Source organism: Pseudoxanthomonas kalamensis DSM 18571 (genome assembly GCF_010211745.1).
Lineage (GTDB): Bacteria > Pseudomonadota > Gammaproteobacteria > Xanthomonadales > Xanthomonadaceae > Pseudoxanthomonas_A > Pseudoxanthomonas_A kalamensis.
Genome location: NZ_PDWQ01000001.1, coordinates 333,926 through 360,339, shown reverse-complemented (window position 1 = coordinate 360,339; position 26,414 = coordinate 333,926). Strand labels below are relative to the sequence as shown.

General features: G+C 60.6%; 18 protein-coding genes. 14 read left to right on the top strand and 4 right to left on the bottom strand.

Annotated features, from left to right (window positions below; genetic code table 11):
• Positions 1–52: 52 nt before the first annotated feature.
• From CSC70_RS01590 to CSC70_RS01580, 3 genes are all read right to left on the bottom strand, one after another.
• A complete protein-coding gene (locus CSC70_RS01590) occupies positions 53–943 on the bottom strand; it encodes an integrase domain-containing protein (protein WP_162454880.1) in 891 nt (296 codons plus the stop codon).
• 743 nt (positions 944–1,686) lie between these two features.
• On the bottom strand, positions 1,687–1,986 hold the full coding sequence (locus CSC70_RS01585) for a hypothetical protein (RefSeq protein WP_211369387.1): 300 nt from the start codon (positions 1,984–1,986) through the stop codon (positions 1,687–1,689).
• 92 nt (positions 1,987–2,078) lie between these two features.
• Positions 2,079–2,399 (bottom strand): hypothetical protein, encoded by a 321-nt coding sequence (locus CSC70_RS01580; RefSeq protein WP_162454878.1) that lies wholly within the window; start codon positions 2,397–2,399, stop codon positions 2,079–2,081.
• Between the two features lie 174 nt (positions 2,400–2,573).
• Between CSC70_RS01580 and CSC70_RS01575 the strand changes: the two genes are divergently transcribed.
• From CSC70_RS01575 to CSC70_RS01510, 14 genes are all read left to right on the top strand, one after another.
• Positions 2,574–3,023, top strand: coding sequence for a MerR family transcriptional regulator (locus tag CSC70_RS01575; RefSeq protein WP_162454877.1), 450 nt, complete (start codon positions 2,574–2,576; stop codon positions 3,021–3,023).
• Entirely contained in the window at positions 3,020–5,149 is a 2,130-nt protein-coding gene (locus CSC70_RS01570; protein ID WP_162454876.1) for a VIT and vWA domain-containing protein, read from the top strand. Before CSC70_RS01575 ends, CSC70_RS01570 begins: the two co-directional genes overlap by 4 nt.
• A 164-nt stretch (positions 5,150–5,313) precedes the next feature.
• Positions 5,314–5,568 carry a helix-turn-helix domain-containing protein gene (locus tag CSC70_RS01565; RefSeq protein ID WP_162454875.1) on the top strand — a complete coding sequence of 85 codons (255 nt, stop codon included), beginning with the start codon at positions 5,314–5,316 and terminating at the stop codon, positions 5,566–5,568.
• Positions 5,565–8,759, top strand: a complete 3,195-nt coding sequence (locus CSC70_RS01560; RefSeq protein ID WP_162454874.1) for a helicase-related protein — start codon at positions 5,565–5,567, stop codon at positions 8,757–8,759. The genes CSC70_RS01565 and CSC70_RS01560 overlap by 4 nt, the downstream gene beginning before the upstream one ends.
• A complete protein-coding gene (locus tag CSC70_RS01555; protein WP_162454873.1) occupies positions 8,756–9,511 on the top strand; it encodes a DUF4391 domain-containing protein in 756 nt (251 codons plus the stop codon). The genes CSC70_RS01560 and CSC70_RS01555 overlap by 4 nt, the downstream gene beginning before the upstream one ends.
• Positions 9,511–11,634, top strand: a complete 2,124-nt coding sequence (locus tag CSC70_RS01550) for a RecQ family ATP-dependent DNA helicase (protein ID WP_162454872.1) — start codon at positions 9,511–9,513, stop codon at positions 11,632–11,634. Before CSC70_RS01555 ends, CSC70_RS01550 begins: the two co-directional genes overlap by 1 nt.
• A gap of 1 nt (position 11,635) precedes the next feature.
• Complete coding sequence (locus tag CSC70_RS01545; protein ID WP_162454871.1) at positions 11,636–12,958, top strand: DNA-processing protein DprA; 1,323 nt, start codon at positions 11,636–11,638, stop codon at positions 12,956–12,958.
• A gap of 32 nt (positions 12,959–12,990) precedes the next feature.
• On the top strand, positions 12,991–14,760 hold the full coding sequence (locus CSC70_RS14655; RefSeq protein ID WP_162454870.1) for a site-specific DNA-methyltransferase: 1,770 nt from the start codon (positions 12,991–12,993) through the stop codon (positions 14,758–14,760).
• A 1-nt stretch (position 14,761) separates the two neighbouring features.
• Positions 14,762–17,665: an ATP-binding domain-containing protein gene (locus CSC70_RS01535; RefSeq protein WP_162454869.1), complete on the top strand. Its 2,904-nt coding sequence runs from the start codon at positions 14,762–14,764 to the stop codon at positions 17,663–17,665.
• A gap of 45 nt (positions 17,666–17,710) precedes the next feature.
• The gene (locus tag CSC70_RS01530) at positions 17,711–18,772 is read left to right on the top strand and encodes a virulence RhuM family protein (protein ID WP_162454868.1); all 1,062 of its coding nucleotides are present in this window, start codon (positions 17,711–17,713) and stop codon (positions 18,770–18,772) included.
• A gap of 162 nt (positions 18,773–18,934) precedes the next feature.
• Positions 18,935–22,006, top strand: coding sequence for a type III restriction-modification system endonuclease (locus CSC70_RS01525; RefSeq protein WP_246189287.1), 3,072 nt, complete (start codon positions 18,935–18,937; stop codon positions 22,004–22,006).
• Between the two features lie 215 nt (positions 22,007–22,221).
• Positions 22,222–22,929, top strand: coding sequence for a hypothetical protein (locus tag CSC70_RS01520; protein ID WP_162454866.1), 708 nt, complete (start codon positions 22,222–22,224; stop codon positions 22,927–22,929).
• A gap of 50 nt (positions 22,930–22,979) precedes the next feature.
• Positions 22,980–23,516 (top strand): hypothetical protein, encoded by a 537-nt coding sequence (locus CSC70_RS01515; protein ID WP_162454598.1) that lies wholly within the window; start codon positions 22,980–22,982, stop codon positions 23,514–23,516.
• 67 nt (positions 23,517–23,583) lie between these two features.
• A complete protein-coding gene (locus tag CSC70_RS01510; protein ID WP_162454865.1) occupies positions 23,584–24,981 on the top strand; it encodes a hypothetical protein in 1,398 nt (465 codons plus the stop codon).
• Between the two features lie 35 nt (positions 24,982–25,016).
• On the opposite strand, the gene CSC70_RS01505 is transcribed toward CSC70_RS01510, so the two are convergent.
• A complete protein-coding gene (locus CSC70_RS01505; RefSeq protein ID WP_211369386.1) occupies positions 25,017–26,231 on the bottom strand; it encodes a tyrosine-type recombinase/integrase in 1,215 nt (404 codons plus the stop codon).
• Positions 26,232–26,414 lie beyond the last annotated feature (183 nt).

The window sequence follows — 26,414 nt, the reverse complement described above, 5'->3', positions numbered from 1 at the left end:
CCCTCTGCTCTGCCGGGGCACCTTGGTAGGAGTAGGGCATCTTCGGTCCGTCTCATCGCATGTAGACACTCTTGACCCAGCGGCCCCGGCCATCGCCATGGCCGAGATCGTGGCTCACGGCCATCAGCGCTTCCCGGGACGAATAGCCCCGGGAGAGGTAGCCATCCAGTTGATCCCGAGCGAACGCATAACGCGCCGAGTGAGGCTGGATGCCGTTCCGGTGCGCCCAGGAATGGTAGATGCGACGCGCCTGCTTTAGTCCGCCTGCGGGTGATCCATCGGCGCGGATCACCAGGAATCCGCCTTGATTCGTGCACACTGCGAGCGCCGACGAAATCGCTGCCGAAGCATTTGTCCTGTCAAACACATCTACGGTCCTGGGGCGACCGCCCTTAGTTCCTGCAAGTACGGTGATCCGGCCATCAGCCTGGAGCTCGCGCTCCCAGCGGCGCAATGTGTCTTCCCTTGCATGGATGGCTTCATTGCCGCGCAAGCCAAGGTGCCGTTCCAGGCGCAGCAGCGCGGCCATGCCGGGACGGCTCTGGCGCTCAGCGCGTTCGGTGAACGTCCGAAAGTCCTCACTGGATATGGCCGTCTTGGTTCCAAGGCGCGAGCCGCCGTTGATCCCGAGTGCCTCGTTGCTCAACTCGGGAGCGTTGGCCATTGCCTGCTTTCCGGCGCTCCTGAGAACGCTGCGCAGGTGTGCGAGCTCGTTCTGGAGGGTTCGAGCGCCCGGGGACTCGGCCTGCCGGGCCGCAACATAGGCCCGCAAATGCTTGCCGTTGATGTCGGTGGGATGCGCAAGATGCGTGAAGCCCGCGTCGAACATCAGCGTTGAAAACTTGGCGGCGGTCCGCTCCCTGGCCTCGCGGGTCAGGTGGGATCCGCCCAGTCGCGCCATGACGGCGACGATCGAAGCCTGGAACTCGGTCTTTCTGCTCATGGATTGCTCTCCGGGGTTGTTGCCGCGCTGACGGCTTTGGAGTGCGGGATACTTCCCGCGTGCACATCAGCCCTCAGCGCGGCTACAGAAACCGGTGAGTAACGGGCCCTGCCGGATCGCTCGAACTGCTTCGAGCAATGGCGCCGCAGTTGCGGCTACTAGGGCGACCTCGGGAAGGCAGGTCTGGTGTGCATGGATCGTTGATGTCGAGCATGGATGTCGCACGGTGACGTGCTGAGCCGGCGCGATTCGTGGTGTCACTGACACGGTTGGGCGCCGAAGCTTTTGTTCTGGCGGCCTTCCGGCTGCAGTGCCGCTGCGTCACTCTCGCGATTCGCACTGCGAAGTGATGTGCGCGGCGTAGCCACCGGTGCTGCGATGGCACTGATTGCACGGTCGATATGCGCCTTTCAGCCGGCGTGGCCGGAGCATGGGCGCATTCTTTGATGGCAAGTCGGGCAGGCATAGCGGTGCCCAATGCCGTTCAGTGGATCAGGACAGGAGGCGCGAGGCGCTGCTGTCCGGTTCGATGATCCCGGCACAAAGCCGGGAAGTTGAAGGCCTGGGTTATGCGCCAGGTTCGCGGGCAGTACTTGCTGCGAAAGCTACGGCGTCACTGTGCAAAGTGCAAACCTTCGTTCCTGTGGAGCGATATGGGTGCATGTGGGGCATGGCCCACACGAACATGGACCAGCAACTGCGCTAGTACACAGGCAAAGGTCTCCTCGTTGCGACTGGCCGAACTACTCGCTCGCCGACACGGACCATGCCTTCTGTCTCGGGAGAAGCCCGATGTGCTGGGCATAGGTCGCCGCCGCTTTCCTACCTCGGAATGTGATCGGTCGCGGCGTCGACCAGCCGACCGGCCGGATCAGGTTCGGCGCGTACAGCAGCTCCTGCTCCAGCAGCCGGGTGAATCCCCGGCCACGGATCAGCAGGCCCCATTCCCTGTTGTCCTGCAGTTCAACTGGTTCGACGCTTCTGACCAGGCCCAGCAGCCGGGCCACTTGCACGAGGGGGAGACTGATCAGTCTGGCTTCCATGGCGATTTCCTTGAGTTGAGGCTCCATCTATACAGGTGAGTGGTAACGGACAAAAGTTGGCGTGGAATCTCGCCACAAGGAGACTCCACGTGTCAGTGTTTGTCCCGTAGAGGCTGGTAGCGGTGCCCCACCGTCATCACCTGACCGTTGGCACCGACGATCGCATACACGTTCAGCCGCGAATCCAGTGCAGCGTATGCCTTGCGTGGGAGAGACCGGCGTAGGCGCTCGCGAGCATCCTTCGGGAAGCTGATGATCGTCGCGCCGTGCCCCACGTGCCGTTCTTTGCCATGGTCAAGCAGCAGCTCAAGCAGTTGCCCGGAGATGCCCCGTTGCTGGCATCTGATCCGTGCGTGTCGCGTTGTCAGGGAAGTGCAGTCGATTTCGCGGGTTCTGGCGTGATCTTGATGCATGACACTTTGCTCCTCGATTGGCGTTGCGATCCTCGGCTGGACGGTCTGGTTTCTTGTGGAGTGTCTAGGGACCCCGTCTCTGTGCCTGCGACGGCAAGCAAGCAGGCTGGGACAAGGGGGTTGACACCTGTGCGTATTTAACAGACACTATTTGAGACAGTCAAGGTGTCTCAAATGAAACTGAATCTTCAGCAGCTGAGCGAGCGTGCGGATGTTCCGGGTCGTACCGTGCGCTTCTATATCCAGAAGGGGTTGCTGCCTAGCCCGGAAGGGGAGAAGCGGGGGGCCTACTACACGGAGTCCCATCTCGCCGAGCTGCTCAGGATCCGGCAATGGCAGGAGACCGGGCTGTCGCTGGACGCCATCGCGGGGCTACTCCAGGCAAGGAGTGAGCCGCCCGTGGAGCCCGCTCGCCCGGGGGCGATCGAGGTGCGCTCCCACCTGATCGTGGCCGACGGGCTGGAGCTGGTGGTGGCGCCAGAACGGGCCAGGTTGACCCAGGCCCAGCTGCGCTCGCTGTTCCGTTCGGTGCAAGAGGCCTATGTGGCGTTGCTCGATCCGGAGACACCCGAGAACAGCCACGACCAAGACTCAAGAATACACACAGGGGATCCCAGAGCATGAACCGTTCGAGCCGCCGTCGCCCACTCCAGCCGCTTGCGAGCAGCGAGCTTCAGGTCACCATCACCGACCTCATCGCCGAATACGAGCTGCATCACGTGTTCCGCAATGACGGTGCCGAAAGCATCGAGGCCGTGTACTCATTCCCTGTGCCGCTGGACGCAGCATTCATGGGAATGGAGGCCACCTTGGCGGGAGAGAAGCGGGTGGCTCAGGTGCTGCCCCGACAACAGGCCAGCCGCAACTACAACGATGCTATCGCGGATGGTGACAGCGCAGTGCTTCTTGAACGTCTTGAGCCGGGGATGCTGTGCGTCAACCTCGGAAACCTGAAGCCCGGGGAGGAGGGGGAGATCGTCTTGCGCTTTGCTGCCGCGTTACAGACCGCTGACGGATCAGCGCGATTCAGCCTGCCTCTGGTGCATCGCCCACGCTATGGGCGCAGCATGCTGGAGGAGCTTGACGAACCCCGGCATGACTTCACCGTCGAGCATCCCTTGGCGGCATCCATCCGGATCCAGGGCCTGCTGGCGCGTTCGCCGGTCAACTGCGCTACCCACGGGGCCCGCTTCTCGACTGATGGCAATGCACAGTACCTGCAATTGAATCAGGCCATGCTTGATCGGGACGTGGTGCTCGTATTCGACTTGCCGGAAGAGCGTGTGGCGCAGGGCCACTTGATTGCCGACGGTGACGCGGCCATCGGCATGCTCACCTTCACCACGCCGAAACGGATTGGCGTGGAGGGGCCGTGCGACCTGTGCCTCGTTCTGGATGGATCTGGCTCCATGAGCGGCGATGCCATTCAACAATCGCGAGATGCATTGCGCGCGGTTGCTGGCGCTCTTCAGGATGACGATCGGGTTCAGATCCTGCGTTTTGGCAGCCGGTCAGTTCCGCTATTCCGGCGTCCGCTCAAGGCAAGCGTGCGCGTGCGTGACGCCATGCTTACCTTGGTGGAGACGATTAATTCCGATCTCGGCGGTACGGAAATGGGCGACGCACTGGAGCGTTCCATCGATGCTTTGAGCGCGCTGGGTCGTCATCCGGAACGCACGCAGGCCATAATTCTTGTCACTGATGGTGCCGTACAGCCTGGTGAGATCAAAAATGCACAGGCACGCGCCATCGAGGCCGGAATCCGAATCTTCATTGTTGCCGTCGGCAGCAGTGCGGGTGTTGATGTGTTGCGGCCACTGGCCGCAAGTACTCGCGCGGTTCTTGAGCGAGCGGTGCCGGCAGAGCCCATCGATGAGGCAGTGATGCGTCAATTTCGCAGGGCCCGTGAGGTTGGGCCATTGCCGATCAGGATTGACTGGGGCAGTCAGGAATCCAGCCCGCTGCCGCTGGACATCACTTATCCCGGGGACGCCGTTACCGCCGTGGCAATGTTGCCGGTTGGGTGGTCCCTCAGCGCTCGCGTGCGATTGGGTTCGAGTATCGAAGAGCTGGTACTCGATCTGGATACCGCGAAAGCAGCACCAGCTCTGCGGGCGCTGGCCGGCCATCGTGCTTGGCTGCAGGCGACAAGCGAGGATCGTGAACGACTGGCCCTGCGTTATGGCTTGATCACTGATGAAACTTCGGCAGTGCTGGTCAAGGTGCGGGCGGAGGAAGACAAGGCTGAGGGACTCCCAAGGGTGGTCCCCATCACGCACATGGTTCCGGAAGGTATGGTGGCCTCGCGCACCTTGAGGCCGCGGGCAAACGGGATTGCTGTCGCCTGCAGCATGCCGCTTTCGGATCTTGACGCTTGTGAATACGATGACTTCAGTATCCCGGCCTTCTTGCGTCGACAGGCTGAGGAGCCTGAGGTTGAGGCCAAGCCTGCGAAGGAACCGCTCTCGCCGGAGCGCGTGACCAGGATCCGCCAGGCGCTGCGGGTGGCCTTGGACGAAATCCTGTTCTCGGAAGGTTCGATGCGATTCAGCGCTTCGGCCGTGATGGACCTGATTGACCCCCAGCTTCATGACGACGTCCACCAGTACCTAAAGGAATCGTCCATCGAGCTGTGGACTGCCGAAGACGCATGCCGCCTGTTGGAGGAGCTTGCCGAGGGGGGCGTTGGCGCTGAGCTGACAGACGCCCAAGAAGCTTGTCTGGCAGTGTGGCGACATGAGGCTGTTTGAACTCCTGATGCTGGTTCTGTGACGATAACGAACCAGTGTTGCAGGCGGTCTGAACTTCTACGCGTTGGTTGGTAGGCATGAAGAGACAGAGTCACTTGGTCATATGGTTTGACATATTAGTCAAAATATGACCTATTCACATCGAGTTTTGCCGGATAAGTCAAATGCAGACCATCCATGAACTGGGGCACGCCATTGCAGACCGACGACGCTCGCTTGGTTTGAAACAAGGTGACGTCGCCCGGCAGGCCGGTGTCGCTCAGGAGATGCTTTCACGGTTGGAGCGCGGGAGGTGCGCGGAGTTTGGAGCACGCAAGTTGTTGGCGATCGCAGCTGTCCTCGGCATGGAGGTCGATTTCATCGAAACCGTGGTTTCGGGTTCTCTCGATGATTTGCGACGCGAGCGGGCCAACGCATGAGGATCATCAGGAACTCGGGGGCAGAACGCGTCATCGATCTGGTTCGCCCCCAGATGCAAGCCGGATGCCGTCTGGATGCAGTCACGCCCGCACTGTCTCTGTTCGCCTTTTCGGAGTTGATGAAAGAGGCTGCTCGACTGGACAGCGCGAGGTTGCTGCTGCCTCAGGACGATACGGACCTTGCCGATCTCGGATCAGAGTTGGATCGCGCCTCCAGGAATCAGCTACGGACTCGATGGCTGGCAAAGCGTTTTGCCGAGTGGCTGGCGTCCAAGGCCGAAGTGCGGCGTGCAGTTGGCAGCGTCCCGCAGTCGGCCATGGTGTTGCGTGATGCACAGGATCAGCCCCAACAAGTCGTCCTGGGCTCTTTCGCTTTCAGCACCGAGGGCCTGGGCACGGCGCCGGGCAACCCGCTTAGCCTGATCCAGGCATCGGAAACACTCGAGGAAAGTCAGCTCCTCAGCCAGTGGTTCGATGTGCAGTGGGCTGCGCTCCAGGCACAGCCGGAGGCCAAGCAGTGCCTTGTGGATCATTTTGAGTCCCTTGCGGCTCATCGGGATCCTGCTTCGGTCTACGCGCTCATGCTCCACCAGCTCTTCGCCGACCAAGGCGAACAGATGGACGAGGACCGCATCGTCAAGTCCGCGACGGGCATCCGCAACACGGTCATCTGGAAGAAGCTCTTCAAATTCCAGCGAGACGGCGTGGTTGGCGCCATCGACAAGCTCGATCGCTTTGGCGGCTGCATCATTGCCGACAGCGTGGGTTTGGGTAAGACATTCGAGGCGCTGGCGGTCATCAAGTATCACGAGCTGCGCAATGATCGGGTGCTCGTGCTGTGCCCCAAGCGGCTGCGCGACAACTGGACGCTGTACCGCAGCAATGATCGTCGTAATGTCCTGGCCGCCGACCGCTTCAACTACGACGTCCTGAACCACACCGACCTGTCCCGTGACGGCGGACTATCCGGCGATATCAATCTGTCCCACGTGAACTGGGGTAATTACGACCTGGTCGTCATCGACGAGTCACACAACTTTCGCAACAAGAGCACCCACAAGGATCGCGAATCCCGTTACCACCGGCTGATGCGCCGGATCATCCGCGAGGGCGTAAAAACGCGGGTGCTGATGCTCTCGGCCACGCCGGTCAACAACCGCCTGGCGGACTTGCGCAACCAGATCGCTTTTGCCACTGAAGGCGATGATCTGGCGCTGGCCGACCACGGTATCGCCAGCATCGAGGCCACCACGCGGTTGGCACAGAGGCAGTTCAATCGCTGGCTCGACCTGGCCGATGGCGATCGCACGCCCTCGCGGCTCATCGAGATGCTGGGCTTCGACTACTTCACCCTGCTCGACCACCTGACCATTGCCCGGTCGCGTAAGCACATCGAGAAGTACTACGGTACCGCGGAGACGGGAAGGTTCCCGACACGTCTCAAGCCAATCAATATCAAGCCGGATGTCGACCGCGCCGGCGAGTTCCGCTCCATCCGAGAGATCAACGACGAGATCCGGCGCCTGAACCTGGCGGCCTATGCACCCTTGCGCTATGTCCTGCCGCACAAGCAGGCCGCCTACGACGAGAAATACAGCACCGAGGTGCGTGGCGGCGAAGGCTTCTTCCGGCAGGCCGACCGCGAAGAAAGCCTGATCCACCTATTGCGGGTGAATGTGCTCAAGCGCATGGAAAGCGCGGTGTCGTCGTTCAGCCTGACCGTCGAGCGCCAGTTCAAGGACGTGGAAGCGACGCTCGCCCGCATCGAGGCGAAGGCGGGTGACATCGAAGAAATCGACATCGCTGATGTGGATATTGACGATCCGGCCTTCGAGAGCTTGCTGGTCGGAAAACGCATCAAGGTGCTGCTGGGCGACGTAGACCTGATCCGCTGGCGTCAGGATCTGATCGAGGACCGCAACCGCCTGGCCACCTTGCTGTCGGCGGCGCGGCAGGTGGATGCCAGCCGGGATGCCAAGCTCAACGCCCTGCGCGAGACGATCACGCACAAGTGTCAGCATCCGACCAATGCAGGCAATCGCAAGGTCATCGTCTTCACTGCGTTCGCCGATACCGCCCACTACCTGTACGAAAATTTGGCGCTGTGGGCCAAGGAAACCCTGGGGCTCGATACCGCGCTGGTCACCGGTTCCGGTCGCAACCAGAGCACCCTGCCACGTCTGGGCAAGGATCTGGGCAGCATCCTTACTGCGTTCTCTCCGCGCTCAAAGGAGCGCCAGGAAGAACTTGCGAACGAGGGTGAGTTGGACCTGCTGATCGCCACCGACTGCATCTCGGAGGGCCAGAACCTCCAGGACTGTGACTGGCTGGTCAACTATGACATCCACTGGAACCCGGTGCGGATCATCCAGCGCTTTGGCCGCATCGACCGCATCGGGTCGCCCAACGAACAGATCCAGCTGGTCAATTTCTGGCCCAACATGGAGCTGGACGAGTACATCAACCTCGAACAGCGCGTCAGCGGCAAGATGGTGCTGCTCGACATCTCAGCCACCGGTGAGGAAAACCTGATCCAGACGGACTCGGGCGATCCCATGAACGACCTGGAGTACCGCCGCAAGCAGCTGCTCAAGCTGCAGGACGCGGTGATCGACATGGAAGACCTGTCCAGTGGCGTGTCCATCACGGACCTGACCCTGACCGATTTCCGCATCGATCTGGCCGAATACCTGAAGGCGCATCCCGGCAAGCTCGAAAGCCAGCCGCTAGGCGCGATGGCAGTCACCACCAGTGTCGATGCCGACATTCCGCCTGGCATTGTTTTCTGCCTGCGTGCCGAGGGTACGAATGCGGCCAAGGCCATCGACCCCGGCTATCCGCTGGCGCCGAACTATCTGGTGCATGTGGGTGAGGACGGCGCCACGCTACTGCCGCACACCCAGGCCAAGCGCATCCTCGATCGGCTCAAGCGTCTCGCGCACGGCCGCGATCTTCCTGATGCCGCCGCGTGTGCCCGCTTCGACCAACAAACCAGAAACGGCGAAGACATGCAGGCTGCCCAGCAGTTGTTGGCAGCGGCCATCACGTCCATCGTCGGCAAGAGCGAGGAGCGTGCCGTCGCCAGCCTGTTCACCCCCGGCGGTACCCATGCGCTGCGTGGCGAGTTCGCCGGTAGCGGTGATTTTGAAGTCGTCGCGTGGCTGGCGGTTCTGTCGGAGGCCGATGCATGACGGCAGCTGCGGTTATCACAGCGCTGAACCTGCCTGTGGCTGCCCGCGTGGATCAGCGTGTGCCGAAGAAGTTGCTGTTGGAGAACGGTGCGCCCACTGCCGCCGACAAACGCTTGATCAATGAAGGCATCGAAGCGATCCATTGGCTGGCCGTGCTCAAGCCGACGACCTGCGGTGTGCCGGAATTTCGGGACGCTGCGCGAGAGTATCTGGAGATCGCGGTTCTGCACGTAATTCTGCGTGAGCAGGCGAAGGAAACACGACTGATCGAGCTACTGCATCGCGCCGTGCCCTACCCGGCAATGCTGCTGGTCGAACGCGGACATTCGGTATCCGTGTCTCTGGCCCACAAGCGGCAGGCGCTCAAGGAGACCGACAAGGTGGTATTGGATGGCGATCCGGTGACGGTGACCCTGCATGCCGCCGGTAGCAATATCCACGCGGCATTCCTGCAAGCGATGGATCTGGCCCGCCAGCCGCGTTCCTCGCTGTACGCGCTATACCAGAGCTGGCAGGACACTGCGCTGGCGCTGCAGGTTGCCTTGTTGACGGGCGCTTTCACCCTGCTTGATTCCGCCGAACGTGCGCAGCGGCGCCGAGAAGCCCTGCATGCCAGCATCGCCCTGCAAGGGCAGATCAGCAGCCTGCGCAGCACAGCCGCCAAGGCGTCGCAAATGGCGCGACAGGTGGAGCTCAATCTCCAGATTCGGAAGCTGGAAAGCGAGCTGAAGCACGCAATGGGGAAACTCTGATGAACCGTGAACAAGCACGGGAATTGCTCCGACGCGCACTAGGCGGGGGAGATGGAGGCGGGGGAAATGGCGAGAGCGGCGCCGATTTCCGAGACGGCCAGTGGGAGGCGATCAATGCACTGGTAAACGAGAAGCGAAAGCTGCTGGTCGTGCAACGCACAGGCTGGGGCAAAAGCTCCGTTTATTTCATTGCCACCCGAATCCTGCGTGACCAGGGCCATGGTCCGACCCTGATCGTCTCGCCCCTGCTCGCACTGATGCGCAACCAGATCGAGGCAGCACAGCGACTTGGCATTCAGGCGGTAACCGTTAACTCCACCAATACCGAGGATTGGCCTGCACTCACACGTTCCATCCTGGATGGGCGAGCGGACGCCGTGCTCATCTCTCCCGAGCGCTTGGCCAACGACAACTTCGTTCGGGATGTCCTCCTACCGGTGGCAAACCGGATCGGTTTAATGGTGGTGGATGAAGCACATTGCATCTCGGACTGGGGGCATGACTTCCGTCCGGACTACCGCCGGCTGATCAATATCCTCCAGCGCATGCCACCCAATATGCCCGTACTCGGCACAACTGCGACAGCCAACGATCGGGTGGTTGAGGACGTCGTATCGCAACTGGGTGATGTCGTGGTGCAGCGCGGCCCATTGATGCGCGACACGCTCTCGCTGCAAGCGACACGGCTGCCGGATCAGTCAGCGCGGCTAGCATGGCTGGCCGAGCATGTGCCCAACTTGCCTGGTACCGGGATCATCTACGTCCTGACCAAACGTGATGCCGAGCAGGTGTCACAGTGGCTTCAGCAAAATGGAATCGACGCCCGTCCGTACTACAGCGGAGTGACCGCGCCGGAAGAGGAAGACCCCAACGCGTATCGCGAACAACTGGAAAATCTGCTCTGCGGCAACCGGATCAAGGTCCTGGTGGCCACGACCGCCCTCGGGATGGGATACGACAAGCCTGACCTTGGTTTCGTCATTCACTACCAGGCACCTGGATCCATCGTCGGCTACTACCAGCAGGTTGGCCGTGCTGGCCGCGGCATCGACAACGCGATCGGCGTCCTGCTCTCCGGGCGCGAGGACGATGACATCCACGAGTTCTTCCGCAGCTCCGCATTTCCGGATGAAGCACACGTGTTTTCGATTCTCGATGCATTGGCTGATAGCGATGGCCTAACCTCCCGTGCCATTGAAAACACCGTCAACCTGAGAATGGGGCAGATCGAGAAGGTCTTAAAATTTCTGTCGGTGGACAACCCTGCCCCCGTGGTCAAGGAAGGGGGCGCGTGGATGCGCACGCCGGTGCCGTACCGGATGGACCACGAGCGGATCGAACACTTGACCAGCCAGCGCGAACAGGAATGGCAGGAGGTGCAGGACTACATAGACACACCGGACTGCAAGATGCTGTTCCTCGCCTGCACGCTGGATGACCCCGAGCCGCGTGCCTGCGGACGTTGCACCTCGTGCCTGGGGCGTCCTGTCGTGCCGGAAGGCTTCAGCCATGCCCACGCGGTGGCCGCAGCCCGCTTCCTGCGGCATTCCGAGTTCCCGCTGGAGAACAACAGGCAGGTCGCGCAAGGTGCGTTCCAGCAGTACGGCTTCCGCGGAAACCTGCCGGCCAGCCTGCGTGCCGAAACCGGTCGTGTCCTGTCGCGCTGGGGCGATGCTGGTTGGGGCCGCATGGTCGCGGATCAGAAGCACGCAGGCCGCTTCGGCGATGACCTGGTCATGGCGATGGCCGAGATGATTCGCGAGCGTTGGCAGCCACAGCCTGCGCCAACGTGGGTGACCTGCATCCCATCACGCAACCACCCGGAACTGGTGCCCGACTTCAGTGCGCGGCTGGCCCGGAGGCTTGGCATCCCGTTCCATGCGGCGGTGGTCAAAGTGCGCGACAATCAAGCCCAGAAGCTGCAACAAAATCGCTTCCACCAGTGCCGGAACCTAGATGGCGTTTTTGCCGTAGTCGACCCTATCCCAGCAGGCCCCGTCCTGCTGATCGACGACATCGTCGATTCCGGCTGGACCTTGACTGTCGCCTCAGCCTTGCTCCGGCAGGCGGGGTGCGCCGCTGTTTGGCCGGTTGCCCTGGCGGCGACCAGTGCCGGAGATTGAGATGAGCATCAGTGAACAAAGCCAGGCGGTCCTGCTGTTGACCGCATGGTTCTCCAAACCGGGCAAGGGGGAACCCAAGCCTTTGACCCCCAAGGAGTGGGGGCGGTTTGCGCTGTGGCTGAAGGACCGGAGCATGGCGCCGGAAGCCTTGCTGCGCAGCAACGACCTGGACGCGACCTTGTTCGGCTGGTCTGACAAGACCGTGGACGTGTCGCGGATTCGCGCTCTTCTGGAGCGTGCGGGTGCCCTGGGCATCGCGCTGGAGAAGTGGCAGCGGGCCGGGCTTTGGGTGATGACCCGCTCCGACCCCGACTATCCCGGCAGGCTCAAGCGTCGGCTGAAGACGGATGCACCGCCGGTCCTGTTCGGCTCCGGCAATCGCCAGTTGCTCAACCAGGGCGGGATTGCCGTCGTGGGCTCGCGCGATGCCAGCGAGGACGATCTGGCGTTCACCATCGGCCTGGGCGGCATGATCGCTCTGCAGGGCCGCTCGGTGGTCACCGGCGGCGCACGGGGCGTCGATGAAGCGTCCATGCTCGGTGCACTGGAACGCGACGGCACCGTGATCGGCGTGCTGGCCGACAGCCTGTTGCGCACCAGCAACTCGGTCAAGTACCGCCGCGCCCTGATGGACAGGAATCTCGTCCTGGTGTCGCCCTTCAATCCCGAGGCGGGGTTCGATGTGGGCAATGCCATGGCCCGCAACAAGTACATCTACGCCCTGTCCGATGCCGCCGTCATCGTCAGCGCCACCGAAGGCAAGGGCGGCACCTGGAGCGGTGCGGTGGAAGCGCTGAAGCACGCCTGGGTGCCGCTGTGGGTCAAGCCGCATCGGGATGCGCGATCAGGCAATGCGGTGCTGGTCGGGATGGGCGCCCGCTGGCTGGAGGACGGCGCAGCCATGACGTCGCTGGTGACCGGTGAGGAAACGGTGCAGGTGCTGTCCGATACGCCGTCCGTAGAGGGCCGCGCGGAAGAGCCAGACGTGCAATCGGTCGCGCAAGTGCCCCAACGCATCGCCGAACCAGTGGAGTCCTGGCCGACCGAAGTGGAAGCGACGACGCCGGCAGCCGTGGCCCCGACCATCGAAGAAGACACGCCTACTGTAGCTGCAGCGAGTCTCTACGAGCACTTTCTGGCCAAGCTCGCCGAGGAAGCCACCCGCGGCCCGGTTACCGCCGAGGCGTTGCAGGAAAAGCTGGAGCTCCACAAATCGCAACTGGCGGATTGGCTGAAGCGCGCCATTAATGAAGGCCGCGTAGAAAAGCTCAACAAGCCCGTGCGCTACCAGCTGGCTAAGTCGCAACAGCAAGCCCTGCTCTGATCCCACACACCATTCGCTTACAAGAATCCGCCATGCACAAGATCACCGCCACCGACCCCGAAGCCCAATCCGCCGACCTGGTGGCCGGCAACATCGCACAGCTCAAGGCGCTGTTCCCGGAACTAATCACCGAAGGCGCGGAGGGCGCTGCGATCAATGTCGATGTGCTCAAGCAGCTGGTAGGCGATGCCACCGTCAGCGATGCCGAGGAAAAGTACGGGCTGAACTGGCATGGCAAGCGCCGCGCCCGGCAACTGGCGTTGACGCCCAGCACCGGCACCCTGCGGCCTTGCCCGGAAGACAGTGTGGACTGGGATACCACCCAGAACTTGATAATTGAAGGCGACAATCTGGAAGTGCTGAAGCTGCTGCAGAAGAGCTACGCCGGGAAAGTCAAGCTGATCTATATCGATCCGCCATACAACACGGGCAACGACTTCATATACCCGGACAGCTTCCAAGACAGCATCAAGAACTATCTTGAAGTCACGGGGCAAGTCGAAGATGGGCGAAAAATCAGCTCGAATACAGAAGCGTCGGGACGCTTTCATACTGATTGGCTGAATATGATGTATCCCAGGTTGAAGCTCGCCAGAAACCTTTTGCGTGAAGACGGAGCTGTCTTTGTCAATATCGATTTCAACGAAGCCGAGAACCTTAAGAAGGTCTTGGACGAGATCTTCGGAGAGGAGAATTTTCAGCGCGCAGTTGTTTGGCGAATCGGCTGGCTTTCCGGCTACAAGACGATGGCTAACAACTTCATCCGAAATCATGACTCGATCTTGTTTTACTCAAGAAACACAGACCAGCTCGATTTCATCAAGCGATATATCGAGAATGAGAATTTCAAGCCGCTGATAAAGAAAGATAAAAAGCTCACCGAAAAGCTTGACGAGCTTGGGCTCAGTAATGAACAACAGAGTGAGCTGTTGCGCTTCGTTAATCACGAAAACAGGCCTGATCGCTATCCGATAGAAGACACTTGGAACAGTAACGAGTATGACGATCTAAATAGCATCGCGATTGTTTCATTTTCAGGCGAAAAGATTTCGAAGGTGCTCGGAATTGATGAAGAGTTCAAAGGGCAGAAATCTGTAAAGATGCTAATGCGAATTATTGAGTCGATCGCTAAAGACGATGACTTAGTAATGGATTTTTTCGGCGGAACCGGCTCGACTGCGCACGCGACCATGCAACTTAATGCCAGCGACAAGAACGCGCGTCGCTTTATCATAGTGCAGCTTCCTGAGGCTATGTCCGAAGAATCCGAAGCTTTCAAGGCCGGCTATAAAACTATCTCTGATATTGGTAAGGAAAGGCTTCGGAGAGTCGGCGCAAAACTCAAGGCCGAGGCAGGGTTGTCTACGCTAGATACGGGCTTCCGCGTCTACAAACTCGACCAGTCCAACATCCGCGCTTGGCAACCCAGTGGCAATCTGGAGCGCGACCTTGTTGACGCGGTCGAACACATCGCCCCTGGCCGCAGCGAACAAGATGTGCTGACCGAGCTGTTGCTCAAGCTGGGTCTGGACTTGTGCGTGCCCATCGAACAGCGCCAGATCGCCGGCAAGACCGTGCACGCCATCGGCGGTGGCGTGCTAATGGCCTGCCTGGCTCTCCGCATCGGCAAAGCGGACGCCGAGCCGCTGGCCCTCGGCATCGCCGAATGGCACGCGTCGCTCGCTCCCGCCGGCGATACCACCTGCGTGTTCCGCGACAGCGCCTTCGAGAACGACGAGGCCAAGACCAACCTCGCCGCGATCCTGGAGCAACACGGCGTCCACCACGTGCGGAGCCTGTGACATGGATGACGGCGTGAAGAAGGGCGATCAAGCTCTGCGCGACTACTCGCGTGAGGAGCTGGACTCGCTGGGCGGCGTCATCGACTACGCCGAGAAGATGATCTATCGCGACGGCCAGCACCATCCGTATGCCTCGCTACGTCGGAGCGCCTACGGCAAGACCGTGGTTGTCGAGACTGAAAAGAGAGGCCGTCAAATCTTCCGGCTCAGCCAGACGCCGGCCGTCATCATACCCAACAATTGCGGTTACGCCACGCCGCACTCACCGGTCGGCCGTCTGTGCGGTTATGTCCGCCCCGGAGACAGCGGCGAAAGTGCGTTGTGGGGCGAATGGGAAGTCTCAGAGATCCGCCTCTTCGACCGGTTCGATGGCGTGCACTTCGAGGAGAATGTTCGCAACTTCCTCACGATGCGGGTCTTCGGCGATGCGGTGAAAGAATCCGTGACCGATCTGGCGGCATACCTCCGTCAGCCCACCAGAGCATTTCCAGCGTCACCGGAAGAGGACGAAGCCGAGCAGCTGCCTGCCCATGTCGAAACCGCCACCTTCGTCCTTGCCGATGAGGAAGACGAAGAGACGATCGATCTTGGCGAGATTGACGAAACCGAAGACGAGCCGGAACTCCAGACCGCGGCCCCTGCCGGCTACTTCGGCCTGAATGAAACCTTCTACGTCAACCGGACCAGGGCGCAGGACGAAATCATCGCCCGTTCGCCTGTCGGCGCGATGTTCGTCGAGGGCGTGGCTGGCTCGGGAAAGACATCGGCTGCACTTGGTCGCACCAAGATGCTCTGTGACTTCGATGCCAGCAATGTCGCTTCGGAAGCCGAGTTTCGCGAAGTTCTAGGGGAGGATGCGGCCTATTGGGATGGCAAGTTTGCCGGCCAGTTCTCGCAGGAAAGCAGCGTTGGCTTTGTCCGCACGGGTGAACTGATCCAGTACCTGAAGGAAACCTGCCGGCGCATCGACCTGCCGAACCTACCCGTACTTGAATACAAGGAGTTGCAAACCCGATTGCGCGATCATCGCGGACTGGTAGCCGGTGGCACGGGCAGGTCCTGGGCAGGAACGGTTAACGAACGCACCTCAACGATCGATACGACCATGATCTGGCTGCGTGCGGCGGACGCTGCAATGGGCAAGGAGTTGGCGGTACGCCTGCCGGCAATGTTGCCACAGCGTGATGAAGTGATTGCAGGTTTCGAGGACAAGTACCTACCCGTTGCCGCCCGTATTGTGGACAAGGCGCTGTACGACTACGCGAAGGCTTTGGACGAACTTGCCCATGAGCTGGAGCACAGCGAGGGCGCAGCCTTCCGATTGGATCGGATCGTAGTCCGCATGCATGAGCGCCTTGCCAAGTTCCGCAAGGAAGTTCTTGGCAAGGACGTGCTCTGGCTGTTCATCAACGAAAAGACCTATACCGGCACCCGGGAAACCGATCTTGCCGAGCAACTGATGGGCGAGCACGCCGAACTTTACGATCGGCACGGCGCACGCTTGGTCTGGGTCGACGGGAACGGTCCGGTCGACCCTCGGATCGCCTTCGTCGATGCGAATGGCAATGCCCTGGAGTGGAGCGAGGGGGTCGCCCGGCAGCTGACGGATGGCGGAGCCTTCGTGCGCGACGCCGAGGGCCGGATCGTCAAGGGCATGGTGACGAGCCTGGATGATCTGTACCTGCGTCTTCTGCCGACCACCAGTGAAAAGGCTTATCGCAACAAGGAGGGAACGCTTGTCTCGTTGAAAGTGGAGCAAGGCCTTGGTCGGTCCAGGATTCCGCTCAAGAAGGAAGAAGTGGAGGAGGCCCCGGATCTGGACGAAGGCGAAGCTGGCGCAGAAATGGTGGCTGCACCGCGGGTGGTCAAGAAGCGTAGCATCGACTCACGGCTACGCCCGCTACTGCGCCGCCGCATGCTCGCGCCGTTGCGCGACATGGGTGGGCTGTACGAGGCAGGTCTGCTCAACCATGCGACATCCTTCCCGGATATGGACTTGGTTGGAGAGATCAAGGAGGGCCTCCGGGTCCGCAAGCTGACGGAATCGGACATCGACCTGTTGCTGTGCCTGTTCCAGATTGCGGGGCGGTCGTACAAGGCAAAGCCTGCGCAGCTGTCGGAGCCACCGTTCTTCCAGTCGGTGTTCATCGACGAAGTGCAGGATTTCACCGAGCAGCAGGTCTTCCTCATGGCGGAGCAGGCCCGACCGGATTATCGCGCGGTCACTGTAGTCGGAGACCTGGCGCAGAAGCTGCACAACGGAACCCGCATTGATGTGAAGGCGTGCTTCCCACGCGGCAAGCTGGAGTACGTCAAACTTAGCCAGAACCTGCGACAGGCGGATGCGCCCGGGCTTGCGCTGTTCAGCGCGTGCTTCCGTGCGGCGGCGCATGAAGACGGTGAGATTGATCCGCGCGTCGTTGATGCGGCCGTGGACGCAGGGCCGGTCATTGTTCGTCCGGTCCAGGGAATTTGCCCGAGCGACGCTGACCTCGATCGACGAATCTTGGACGAGTTGGTCAAGCTGGGCGCCAATCAGACTGCTGTAGTGGTGTTCCCCACACGCGGAAAGGCTGAAGAAGCGTTCAATCGCCTGCAGGCCGGACTGACCGAGAAGATGATCAATGCAGACATCTCCAGTCATGTGGACCTGTCGAAGCGATTCGTCCGGAACTTTGCGACCATCGAGAACACGAAAGGCTTGGAGTTCGATGTCGTCCTCCTGCCGATGTTGGACGACTACGATTTGTCGACCGATCTTGATCGGAATCGTCTCTACGTGGGCATCAGCCGAGCGAAGCAGCGATTGGTTCTGCTTTCCCGCCAGAAGGAGCTTGATCCCGTTCTCGACAAGGTCGTTTCCAACTATCGGACGCTGTTGGGCGCACCGGCTGCCAAGAGCTAGCTTGCGTATGAACCTTCACTTCGAAGATAAGGTTCTTCATCAGTCATGAACACAAAGAACATGGTGGCTGGTGGTGGCCAGTTCCTGATTCACACCACGGATGACGGACGCACCCGTGTGCGCTGCCTGTTCCGTGACGACACGCTGTGGCTGACCCAGGCACAGATGGCCGAGCTCTATCAGGTCAGTGGCAAGACCATCAGCGAGCACCTCACCAACGTCTATGACGAGGAGGAGTGCGAACCTGAACGAACTATCCGGAAATTCCGGATAGTTCAACCTGAGGGGGATCGCCAGGTCCGCAGGACGCTGGACCACTACAGCCTGGAAGCCATCCTGGCCGTGGGCTACCGGGTGCGGTCGACTCGTGGCACCCAGTTCCGCCAATGGGCCACGGAGCGTTTGGGCGAGTACCTGGTGAAGGGATTCACCATGGACGACGAGCGGCTGAAGAACCCGCCAGTCGAGGGTTCCGGCGTTCCGGACCACTTCGATGAACTGCTTGAACGCATCCGCGACATCCGCGCCAGCGAACGGCGCATGTACCTGCGGGTGCGCGAGATCTTCGCCATGGCCGCGGACTATCGCCCCAGCGCGAAGGAAACCACGCTGTTCTTCCAGACCATCCAGAACAAGCTGCACTTCGCCGTCACTGGATTGACCGCGCCCCAGTTGATCCTGCAGCGCGCCGATCACACCCAGCCCAACATGGGGCTGACCAGCAGCAGGGGTGCATCCGTGCGCAAGGCGGACGTGACCGTCGCGAAGAATTATCTGCACGAAGACGAAATCTCCGAGCTCAACCGCATCGTGGTGATGTGGTTGGACTTTGCGGAAGATCAGTCCAAGCGACGCAAGGATGTGTTCCTGAAGGACTGGGAGACCAAGCTCAACGACTTCCTGGCCTTCAATGACCGCCGCGTGTTGGGCAGCCCGGGCAATGTCAGCAAGGTCGATGCCGACGCCAAGGCGCACGATGAGTACGAGCAGTACGCAGCGGAGCGTCGGGCATTCCTCGAAAGTGAAGGCGAGCGCGAGAACATCAAGGCGCTGGAAGGCGTCGCCAAGCGCCTACCAAAAGCCGTGCCGAAAAAGGGTTCGAAATGATTTGGGGCAGGCAGCGTCGGCTTGTGACGTCTTTATCTACGAGTGCAGCTGCTAGCGAGCAGTTATTCAAAACAGCGATGCAAGCCATTGATTTCCATGTTTGCTAGACCCGCAATTTGGCCGCAGCTAGCAAAGCGCTGAAGCGGCACGACCCGAGATCCAATGATGAAGCTCCACTTCGAAGACAATCTCCCCCACCAACTCGCCGCTATTGAGGCGGTCTGTGACTTGTTCCATGGCCAGGAGGTCTGCCGGACCGAGTTCACCGTCACCCAACGGGCGGCCTCGCCGCAGATGGGGTTGGCGCTGGAACAGGGCATGGAGGAGTCCGCCCTGGGCATCGGCAATCGCCTGACCCTGCTGGACGACGAACTGCGCGCCAACCTGACCGCCATCCAGCTGCGCAACGGTCTGGCACCTTCCGAGTCGCTGGCGAACGGCAACTTCACCGTGGAGATGGAGACGGGCACCGGTAAGACTTACGTCTACCTGCGCACCGTCTTCGAGCTGCACAAACGCTACGGTTTCACCAAGTTCGTGATCGTCGTTCCGTCGGTGGCGATCAAGGAGGGCGTGTACAAGTCGCTGCAGATCACCGCCGACCACTTCCGCGGGCTGTATGCTAATACACCGTTCGACTACTTCGTCTATGACTCGACCAAGCTGGGCCAGGTGCGCAACTTCGCCACAAGCCCGAACATCCAAGTGATGGTAGTGACCGTTGGCGCCATCAACAAGTTCGGTGACGAAGACGAGGCGGCGCAGGAAGAGTCCGATGAGGCCAAGCGACGCGAGAAATCCAAGAACGTTATGTACCGCGCCAGCGAGAAGACCGGTGGCGAGAAGCCCATCGACCTGATCCGCGCGACCCGCCCGATTCTGATCGTGGACGAGCCCCAGAGCGTGGACGGTGGCCTGGAAGGTCGTGGTCGCAAGGCGCTTGAGCGCATGCACCCGATGTGCACGTTGCGCTACTCGGCCACCCATGTGGACAAGCACCACATGGTGTATCGCCTGGATGCCATTGACGCCTACGAGCAGCGGCTGGTGAAGCAGATCGAGGTGGCATCGGGAACCGTGGAGGGGGCGAACAACAAGCCGTTCGTGCGCTTCCTGTCGGCAAAGAGTGCGCGCGGCACGGTAACCGCCAAGGTCGAGCTCGATGTCGATGTAGGTGGCAGCGTCCGCCGCAAGGAAGTGACCGTCATGGACGGCTTCGACCTGGAGCAGGAAACCGGGCGAGCGATGTACCACGACTGTCGCGTTGGTGAGATCCGTGCGGGTCGTGGCCAACAGACGCTGGAGCTCCGAGTGCCGGGCGGCGAGGTTTACCTGAACCCGAGTGAGGCCTGGGGCGATGTGGATCCGCTGGCGATCCAGCGCCAAATGATCAAGCGCACCATCAAGGAACACTTGGACAAAGAAAAGCGCCTGCGGCCCAAGGGCATCAAGGTGTTGTCTTTGCTTTTCATCGACGAGGTGGCCAAGTACCGCGAGTACGACGCGGAGGGAAATCCGCAGAAAGGCGTCTACGCACAGATGTTCGAGGAGGAGTACCGCTATTGGGCGCGCCACCCGGACTACCAGAGCCTGTTCAAGGAGCTGGACATGGAGCACGCCGCCGAGGATGTGCACAACGGCTATTTCTCGGTGGACATGAAAAAGATCGGCGGCAAGAGCGTCGAGATGCTGAAGGACACCAGCGGCACCACCAAGGCCGACGACGACACCTACAATTTGATCATGCGCGACAAGGAGCGGCTGCTCGACCTAACCACGCCGCTCAAGTTCATCTTTTCCCACTCCGCGCTGCGCGAAGGTTGGGATAACCCCAACGTCTTCCAGATCTGCACCTTGCGCGACATCCGCACCGAACGCGAGCGCCGGCAGTCGATCGGCCGCGGCTTGCGCCTGTGCGTGGACAAGAATGGCGAGCGTGTCCAGGGGTTCGACACCAACACCCTGACCGTGATCGCCAACGAAAGCTACGAAGTGTTTGCGGACGGGCTGCAGAAAGAGCTGGAGGATCCCACGACGGGTATCGGCATCCGCTTCGGTGTGGTGGCTCCGGACCAGTTCGCGGCGATTGCGGTGACGGCTGAGGATGGCAGCGTGGCACCATTGGGCGTCGAGCAATCCAAGGTATTGCGTGCCGCTTTGCAGGAACAGGGCTACCTCACTTCGACCGGCAAGGTGGAAGATACCTTGCGTACGGCGATCAAGGAGGGTGCGGTGCAGCTCCCAGTGGCCTTCGAGCCGCATCGGGATGCGGTGGTGGCGATCCTGCGCAAGCTCGCCGGACGTCTGGAAATCAAGGATGCAGACAAACGCCGAGACGCGATTCCCGTGCGCCGTGCTGTGCTAGATAGCCTGGAGTTCAAGGCCCTGTGGGACCGTATCAAGCATCGCACCACCTACCGCGTGCAGTTCGACAACGACAAGCTGATCGAAGATTGCATCGAAGCCGTCAAGGAATCACCGCGGATCGCCAAAGCACGCCTGCAATGGCGCAAGGCCGGGTTGGCGATCGGTCAGGCCGGTGTGCGGGCCACCGAGCATAAGGGATCGTCTGTCGTGTCACTGGACGAAACCGACATCGAACTGCCAGACATCCTGACCGATCTGCAGGACCGCACCCAACTCACGAGGCGTTCCATCCAACGCATCCTAGTCGAAAGCCGGCGCTTGGAGGACTTCAAGCGAAACCCACAGCAGTTCATCGAGCAGACCTCAGAGGCCATCAACCGCTGCAAGCGGCTCGCGCTGGTGGATGGCATCAAATACCACCGTATCGGTGACGGACAGTACTACGCGCAGGAACTGTTCCAGGAGAACGAACTGCGTGGCTACATCGGCAACATGCTGATGAACACCGAGAAAGCGGTGTACGAGCACGTTGTCTACGACTCGGATGTGGAGCGCGACTTCGCCAGCGAACTGGAGCGGAACGAAGCGATCAAGGTCTACGCCAAGCTTCCGGGCTGGTTCAAGGTGCCGACTCCACTGGGTAGCTACAACCCGGACTGGGCCGTGCTGGTGGTCGGCGAAGACAGGCGGGAGCGGTTGTATTTCGTAGTCGAAACCAAGGGCGGGCTGTTCAACGATGCCTTGCGCCCAATCGAGGAAGGCAAGATCAAGTGCGGCAAGGCGCATTTCAAATCGCTAGCCGTTGGCGAATCGCCGGCGGAGTACATCGTTGAGCGGTCGGTGGAGGGATTGCTGTCGCGGCTTTAGGTGATCAGTTCGAGGCCTGAGCCCCTGGTTCTGCGCAAAAGCAGCGATTCGTGAGTGCGTTGGATGCAGTCGGATACATGACCGTAATCGGCCTTTGAGTCCGTGTTGGACGTCCTGGATGCTCTTGGTTTCATCGAGCTGCGGCGCCTTTGCGGTGTCCAGTTGTTGCTGCTGGATGTCGGTGCTACTCATGGCATGATAGCCAAGGAAGCATCATGCAAAGCGCACAGAGCACTCAAGACCGCTACGTCGGGATCCAGGCGGCAAACGCCGATGGGCAACACAGGATCACCGATACCAAACACTGGATGCCCAGGTCCGGCAATGGGCCATACCTCACTATTCCGTTGGCGTCGAGTGTTGACCCTCAGTTGTTGGGGAAATGCGCTGTGCCGTCCTTCATCGGTGCTCGCGACGAGATCCGGCGTGCGGCCAACGACTACGCGGCATGGGCTGTCGCACTTGTCGACAAGGCGCGGAGAGACAGGCTTGATCTTTCACGGAGCATCCGTGACGAGGATGGCGGTCTGCCGATCCGTCCCCATAGGGTAAGACTCTGCATGCGTCTCGACATGACGAATGGCTACCTTTGCCTCTACTGGCGCGGCGTTGTGAAGCAACGGGGGCGATGGACAAGGATTCGGGCCAGCACCTGGAATTGCAAAGACCATCTGGATCTGCTGATCACCAATGTGCACCTCGCCGAGGAACTGCTGATTCGGCGCCTGGAAGCCGAGGCCGCATACCTCCGGCTTCGCTGGTTTGCATTGGTCAGGGGGCTCTATTACATGAATGTGATCGAAGAGCATCGGCTTACCGATTTCGAGGCGGGCAAGATCCGGAACGGCAAGGCCCGCGGATACATGTCGCGCCTGATGCAGCTGCTGCAGAGTGCAATCACGGGCCGTCACCCCAAGTCTTAGTTTCTGAGATTCAGCCCGAGTAAGGTCTGGCCGATTGCATCAGGAGAAGCATGGCCATGGAGGGCTTTCTACTGCTCGCGGGACTCGTCATGGGAGTCGTCTGCCTGATCGTGGGCAAGTTGCGTCATCAGGGCGGCTCAATTGGCGATGCCGCCGATGATGGATACCTGACCGATTCGGTCGACATATTTCCAGTTGGCTTGGGACGATTCGACGTGGTCGGTGGTGCATTCGGATTGAATGACGACTTGTGGCCTATCGATCGCCAGTACGAGCAGAGCGGTCCGTTCGACGTTCTTGCTGTTGGCGTTCGTGCTACTGGTTGGCCAGGTGATTCGATAGCCCTCGACGAGCCGAATCGTGCCGTTGGAATGGACATGGCTGACGACTTTCTTGTTCATCGCATTTGCATCAATCCGGCGACTGGCCTGCCGATGGTCTCGGACTACGAAGCTGGGTTCGACGTCGGTGGCAACCCCTATGGGTTCAGCAACGATGATCTGTCTGATCATCACGACAGTCTGGGGTTTGGCTTCGATAGCGCTTCAGGCTCCCATGGCTCCTTCGGAAGTGATGAGTGGTCCTGAGCGCTTGGGAGGCGAGGGGTGGTAACTCGCGGTATCGTTGGCGGTAGGGGCAAGGGGGAGTGCTGTTATGGGGTGGATCAAGGCCGGCAAGGCTGTCTTCAAGGGGGCGGCTGATGTCACGTTTAGCGTTGCGAAGTTTGTCGGCAAGCATCAGGACAAGATTTCAGTCGCAACGCGAACTGCGGTTGAAGTGACTGGGGCCACGGTGGCTGCTGCCGGAACGGTGACGGCCAAGGCGGGTCGCGCTGCTGCAAAGGGGATGAAGGCCCAAGCCGCCAAATCCGACGACACCTTGGTCAAGACCGCCGCACAGGCAGTTGCCTTGCTTGGGAAAGGGGTGGAACTGACCGGCGCCGGCGTTCGTGCGACGGGTGACCTGACGGCAAGAGCTGGGACGGCGGTGGGTGCGGCGACCGGGGGCTTTGTACTTGGCGGCGCATCAATCGCGTCTGAAGTGCTGGACAGCGTGGCACTGGACCAGCAAGACATCGATGAACTCCGAAACGAAATAGGTCGTTATGGCGAGCGGGTCCGCGCGGAATCCGAACGGCTCGAACAGCGCATCGACTCTGCCCAGAAGGGTCGGCGACGAGCTGAAATGCTCGACCTGTTGGTGGTTGGTGGCGTGTCGTTGGCGTATGTCCTTGACCATCCCGAGGATGTGCCGCCTGAGGTGCTGGAGGCATTCGACCTGGCCTATCCGGATCTTGCCGCGCAAGAGAGTTTCGCTGGCGTAGTGGAACGTCTGCCCACCGATGCGCTCCCGGGGTTTGTTTCAGGAGTTAAGGGCAAACTCTTCGAGATCGAACTGGTCGACCACTTCAATCACGGCGGCCTGCCGGACGGCTTGCACGCAGACCTGGCCGGAGCCGCGAACCAGCCGGGCTGGGACATCCGAATCCTTGATGACCACGGCCAGGTTGTGGATGTGTTGCAGGCCAAGGCGACCGAATCGGCCCAGTACGTCATCGATGCGCTCCATCGCTACCCTGGTATCGACATCGTTTCTACCAGCGAAGTGCACGCGCAACTGCTGGCCTTGGGCATGGCAGAACATGTGACGAATAGCGGCATCACCGAAGCCTCGCTCCAGGCTGCCGTGGATCACGCCACCCAGGGTGTAGGAGCCCACTTCAGTGCCAGCGATCTGATGCCTTCTGCGCTGGGCCTTGCCGTGATCAGTCTGTCTTTGATGCTGGACAAGAGCATGAGCTGGACGGAACGCGCAACTCAGTTTGGTTCCAGAGGCGCCCGAGCTGGTGCCGCAGGGGCGGCTGCAAAGGTGGCGATGGTCGTGACTCAGACCTGGTGGATCGGGCTGGTGGCGGGCGTTGGCTCGCATAGGCTTGCCACGAAGGGGCGGGTGCGCCGCGAACAATATGAGGCGCTTCGAGAAGCAGTCGAGCTGTTGCGCCGGCGTTATCGCGGCAGCGATGGAGCGCGGATTCTGCCCGCACCGGCATGACTGCTGCCGACCCCAAGTGTGCCCGGTTCTGAGCGCTATTCCTGCTTGCGAAGCATATCCAGCGTGTCTGCCCACTCCTGCATGATCGTTCGGCGCTCCTTCTTGTATGCGTAGCGGTTGTAGGCAGCGCGGGTCATGCCCATCGGCATATGTGAGAGGCAGTATTCGACGGCTTCCTTGCCTGCTTTGGCCTTCTCCTCCCCGCCTGCAAATTCCTCGTTGAAGTGGGTGCTGAAAGCGGCACGCATGCCGTGCGGCGTGCCTTCGCCACTGTAGCCAAGCCGCTCCATGACGGCATTGAGACTGCGGTTGGCCATCGAGCGCCTCGGGTCGCGGCGATTCGGAAACAGCAGCGCCTGGTTTGCGGGGGTTAGCTTGCGCAGTTCGCGCAGCAGGCTGGTGGCTTGTCGGGACAACGGAACCCAATGCGGAAGTTTGTTCTTCATGCGTCCGTCAGGGATCTCCCAAACGCCTGCATCAAGATCAATTTCTTCCCACCTGCCGCCGATGATCTCTGCCTTTCGGCAAGTGGTCAGCATCACCAGCAGCATGGCGATGCGGGTCTGCTCGTTCATCAGGGTGCGGTCATCGAGCTTCCTCAGGAACTCACCGATCTGATCAGGGGATAGGGCCGGATGTTTGGTCTGGTCTCGCTTCTTCAGCACCCGGACCGTCGGCACGGGGTTGGCGGTGATGAGGCCGCTGTCGATCGCGTACTCGAAAATGCTCCAGAGATAGTTGCGCAGGTTGCGCGCAACTTCTGGGGCACGATCTTCCACGACCTTGAGTAATTTCGTGATCTCGACCCGGCTGATGTCGCTGATCTGGCGTGTTTTGAACTTGGGAAGCAGGTCGTTCCGTAACTCCCGTTCACGCTGCTTGAGCGTTGCTGGACGCAAGCCTTTCTCGGTTGCGGCCGACCACTCTGCTGCGATGGCCGCGAAGCTGCCTTTGTCGCGAGCGAGGTTGGCCTGGAAGAGCGCCTGTTTGCGCTGCTTCCGATCTGCCACTGGGTTGATGCCCTGCGACACCAGGCGCCTGGATTCACCGTGGGCTTGGCGGGCTTGGGCAAGTGTGACCTCGGGATAGCTACCCAGCGCATCAAGCCCTTCGACGCCGCCGAGGCGGAATTTGTAGCGCCACAGCTTTGCCCCCGATGGCTGTACGAGCAGGAACAGTCCACCACTGTCCGCTAGCTTGTACGCCTTCTCGGCAGGCTTTGCTGCATTGATCTTGACTGCGGTCAGCATGGGAGAAGCCAGCATTGGGGCCTCTAGAATACCCCCAGTGATACCCCCAATCGAATTGGATGGTGTGAAGTCGCCTGGATGCTCATGGCATCACGAGTTTCAGGAAGATGCTTAAAAATAGGCGTTTAAAGTACCCATATGAGACATTCTGAAATCGCATGGTTTGCCAGTGCACATTCCAGC

What these genes read in the sequence shown, in the direction of transcription:
- CSC70_RS01590 (WP_162454880.1), bottom strand. Translation starts at nt 943, where the DNA reads ATGAGCAGAAAGACCGAGTTCCAGGCTTCGATCGTCGCCGTCATGGCG.
- CSC70_RS01585 (WP_211369387.1), bottom strand. Translation starts at nt 1,986, where the DNA reads ATGGAAGCCAGACTGATCAGTCTCCCCCTCGTGCAAGTGGCCCGGCTG.
- CSC70_RS01580 (WP_162454878.1), bottom strand. Translation starts at nt 2,399, where the DNA reads ATGCATCAAGATCACGCCAGAACCCGCGAAATCGACTGCACTTCCCTG.
- CSC70_RS01575 (WP_162454877.1), top strand. Translation starts at nt 2,574, where the DNA reads ATGAAACTGAATCTTCAGCAGCTGAGCGAGCGTGCGGATGTTCCGGGT.
- CSC70_RS01570 (WP_162454876.1), top strand. Translation starts at nt 3,020, where the DNA reads ATGAACCGTTCGAGCCGCCGTCGCCCACTCCAGCCGCTTGCGAGCAGC.
- CSC70_RS01565 (WP_162454875.1), top strand. Translation starts at nt 5,314, where the DNA reads ATGCAGACCATCCATGAACTGGGGCACGCCATTGCAGACCGACGACGC.
- CSC70_RS01560 (WP_162454874.1), top strand. Translation starts at nt 5,565, where the DNA reads ATGAGGATCATCAGGAACTCGGGGGCAGAACGCGTCATCGATCTGGTT.
- CSC70_RS01555 (WP_162454873.1), top strand. Translation starts at nt 8,756, where the DNA reads ATGACGGCAGCTGCGGTTATCACAGCGCTGAACCTGCCTGTGGCTGCC.
- CSC70_RS01550 (WP_162454872.1), top strand. Translation starts at nt 9,511, where the DNA reads ATGAACCGTGAACAAGCACGGGAATTGCTCCGACGCGCACTAGGCGGG.
- CSC70_RS01545 (WP_162454871.1), top strand. Translation starts at nt 11,636, where the DNA reads ATGAGCATCAGTGAACAAAGCCAGGCGGTCCTGCTGTTGACCGCATGG.
- CSC70_RS14655 (WP_162454870.1), top strand. Translation starts at nt 12,991, where the DNA reads ATGCACAAGATCACCGCCACCGACCCCGAAGCCCAATCCGCCGACCTG.
- CSC70_RS01535 (WP_162454869.1), top strand. Translation starts at nt 14,762, where the DNA reads ATGGATGACGGCGTGAAGAAGGGCGATCAAGCTCTGCGCGACTACTCG.
- CSC70_RS01530 (WP_162454868.1), top strand. Translation starts at nt 17,711, where the DNA reads ATGAACACAAAGAACATGGTGGCTGGTGGTGGCCAGTTCCTGATTCAC.
- CSC70_RS01525 (WP_246189287.1), top strand. Translation starts at nt 18,935, where the DNA reads ATGATGAAGCTCCACTTCGAAGACAATCTCCCCCACCAACTCGCCGCT.
- CSC70_RS01520 (WP_162454866.1), top strand. Translation starts at nt 22,222, where the DNA reads ATGCAAAGCGCACAGAGCACTCAAGACCGCTACGTCGGGATCCAGGCG.
- CSC70_RS01515 (WP_162454598.1), top strand. Translation starts at nt 22,980, where the DNA reads ATGGCCATGGAGGGCTTTCTACTGCTCGCGGGACTCGTCATGGGAGTC.
- CSC70_RS01510 (WP_162454865.1), top strand. Translation starts at nt 23,584, where the DNA reads ATGGGGTGGATCAAGGCCGGCAAGGCTGTCTTCAAGGGGGCGGCTGAT.
- CSC70_RS01505 (WP_211369386.1), bottom strand. Translation starts at nt 26,231, where the DNA reads ATGCTGACCGCAGTCAAGATCAATGCAGCAAAGCCTGCCGAGAAGGCG.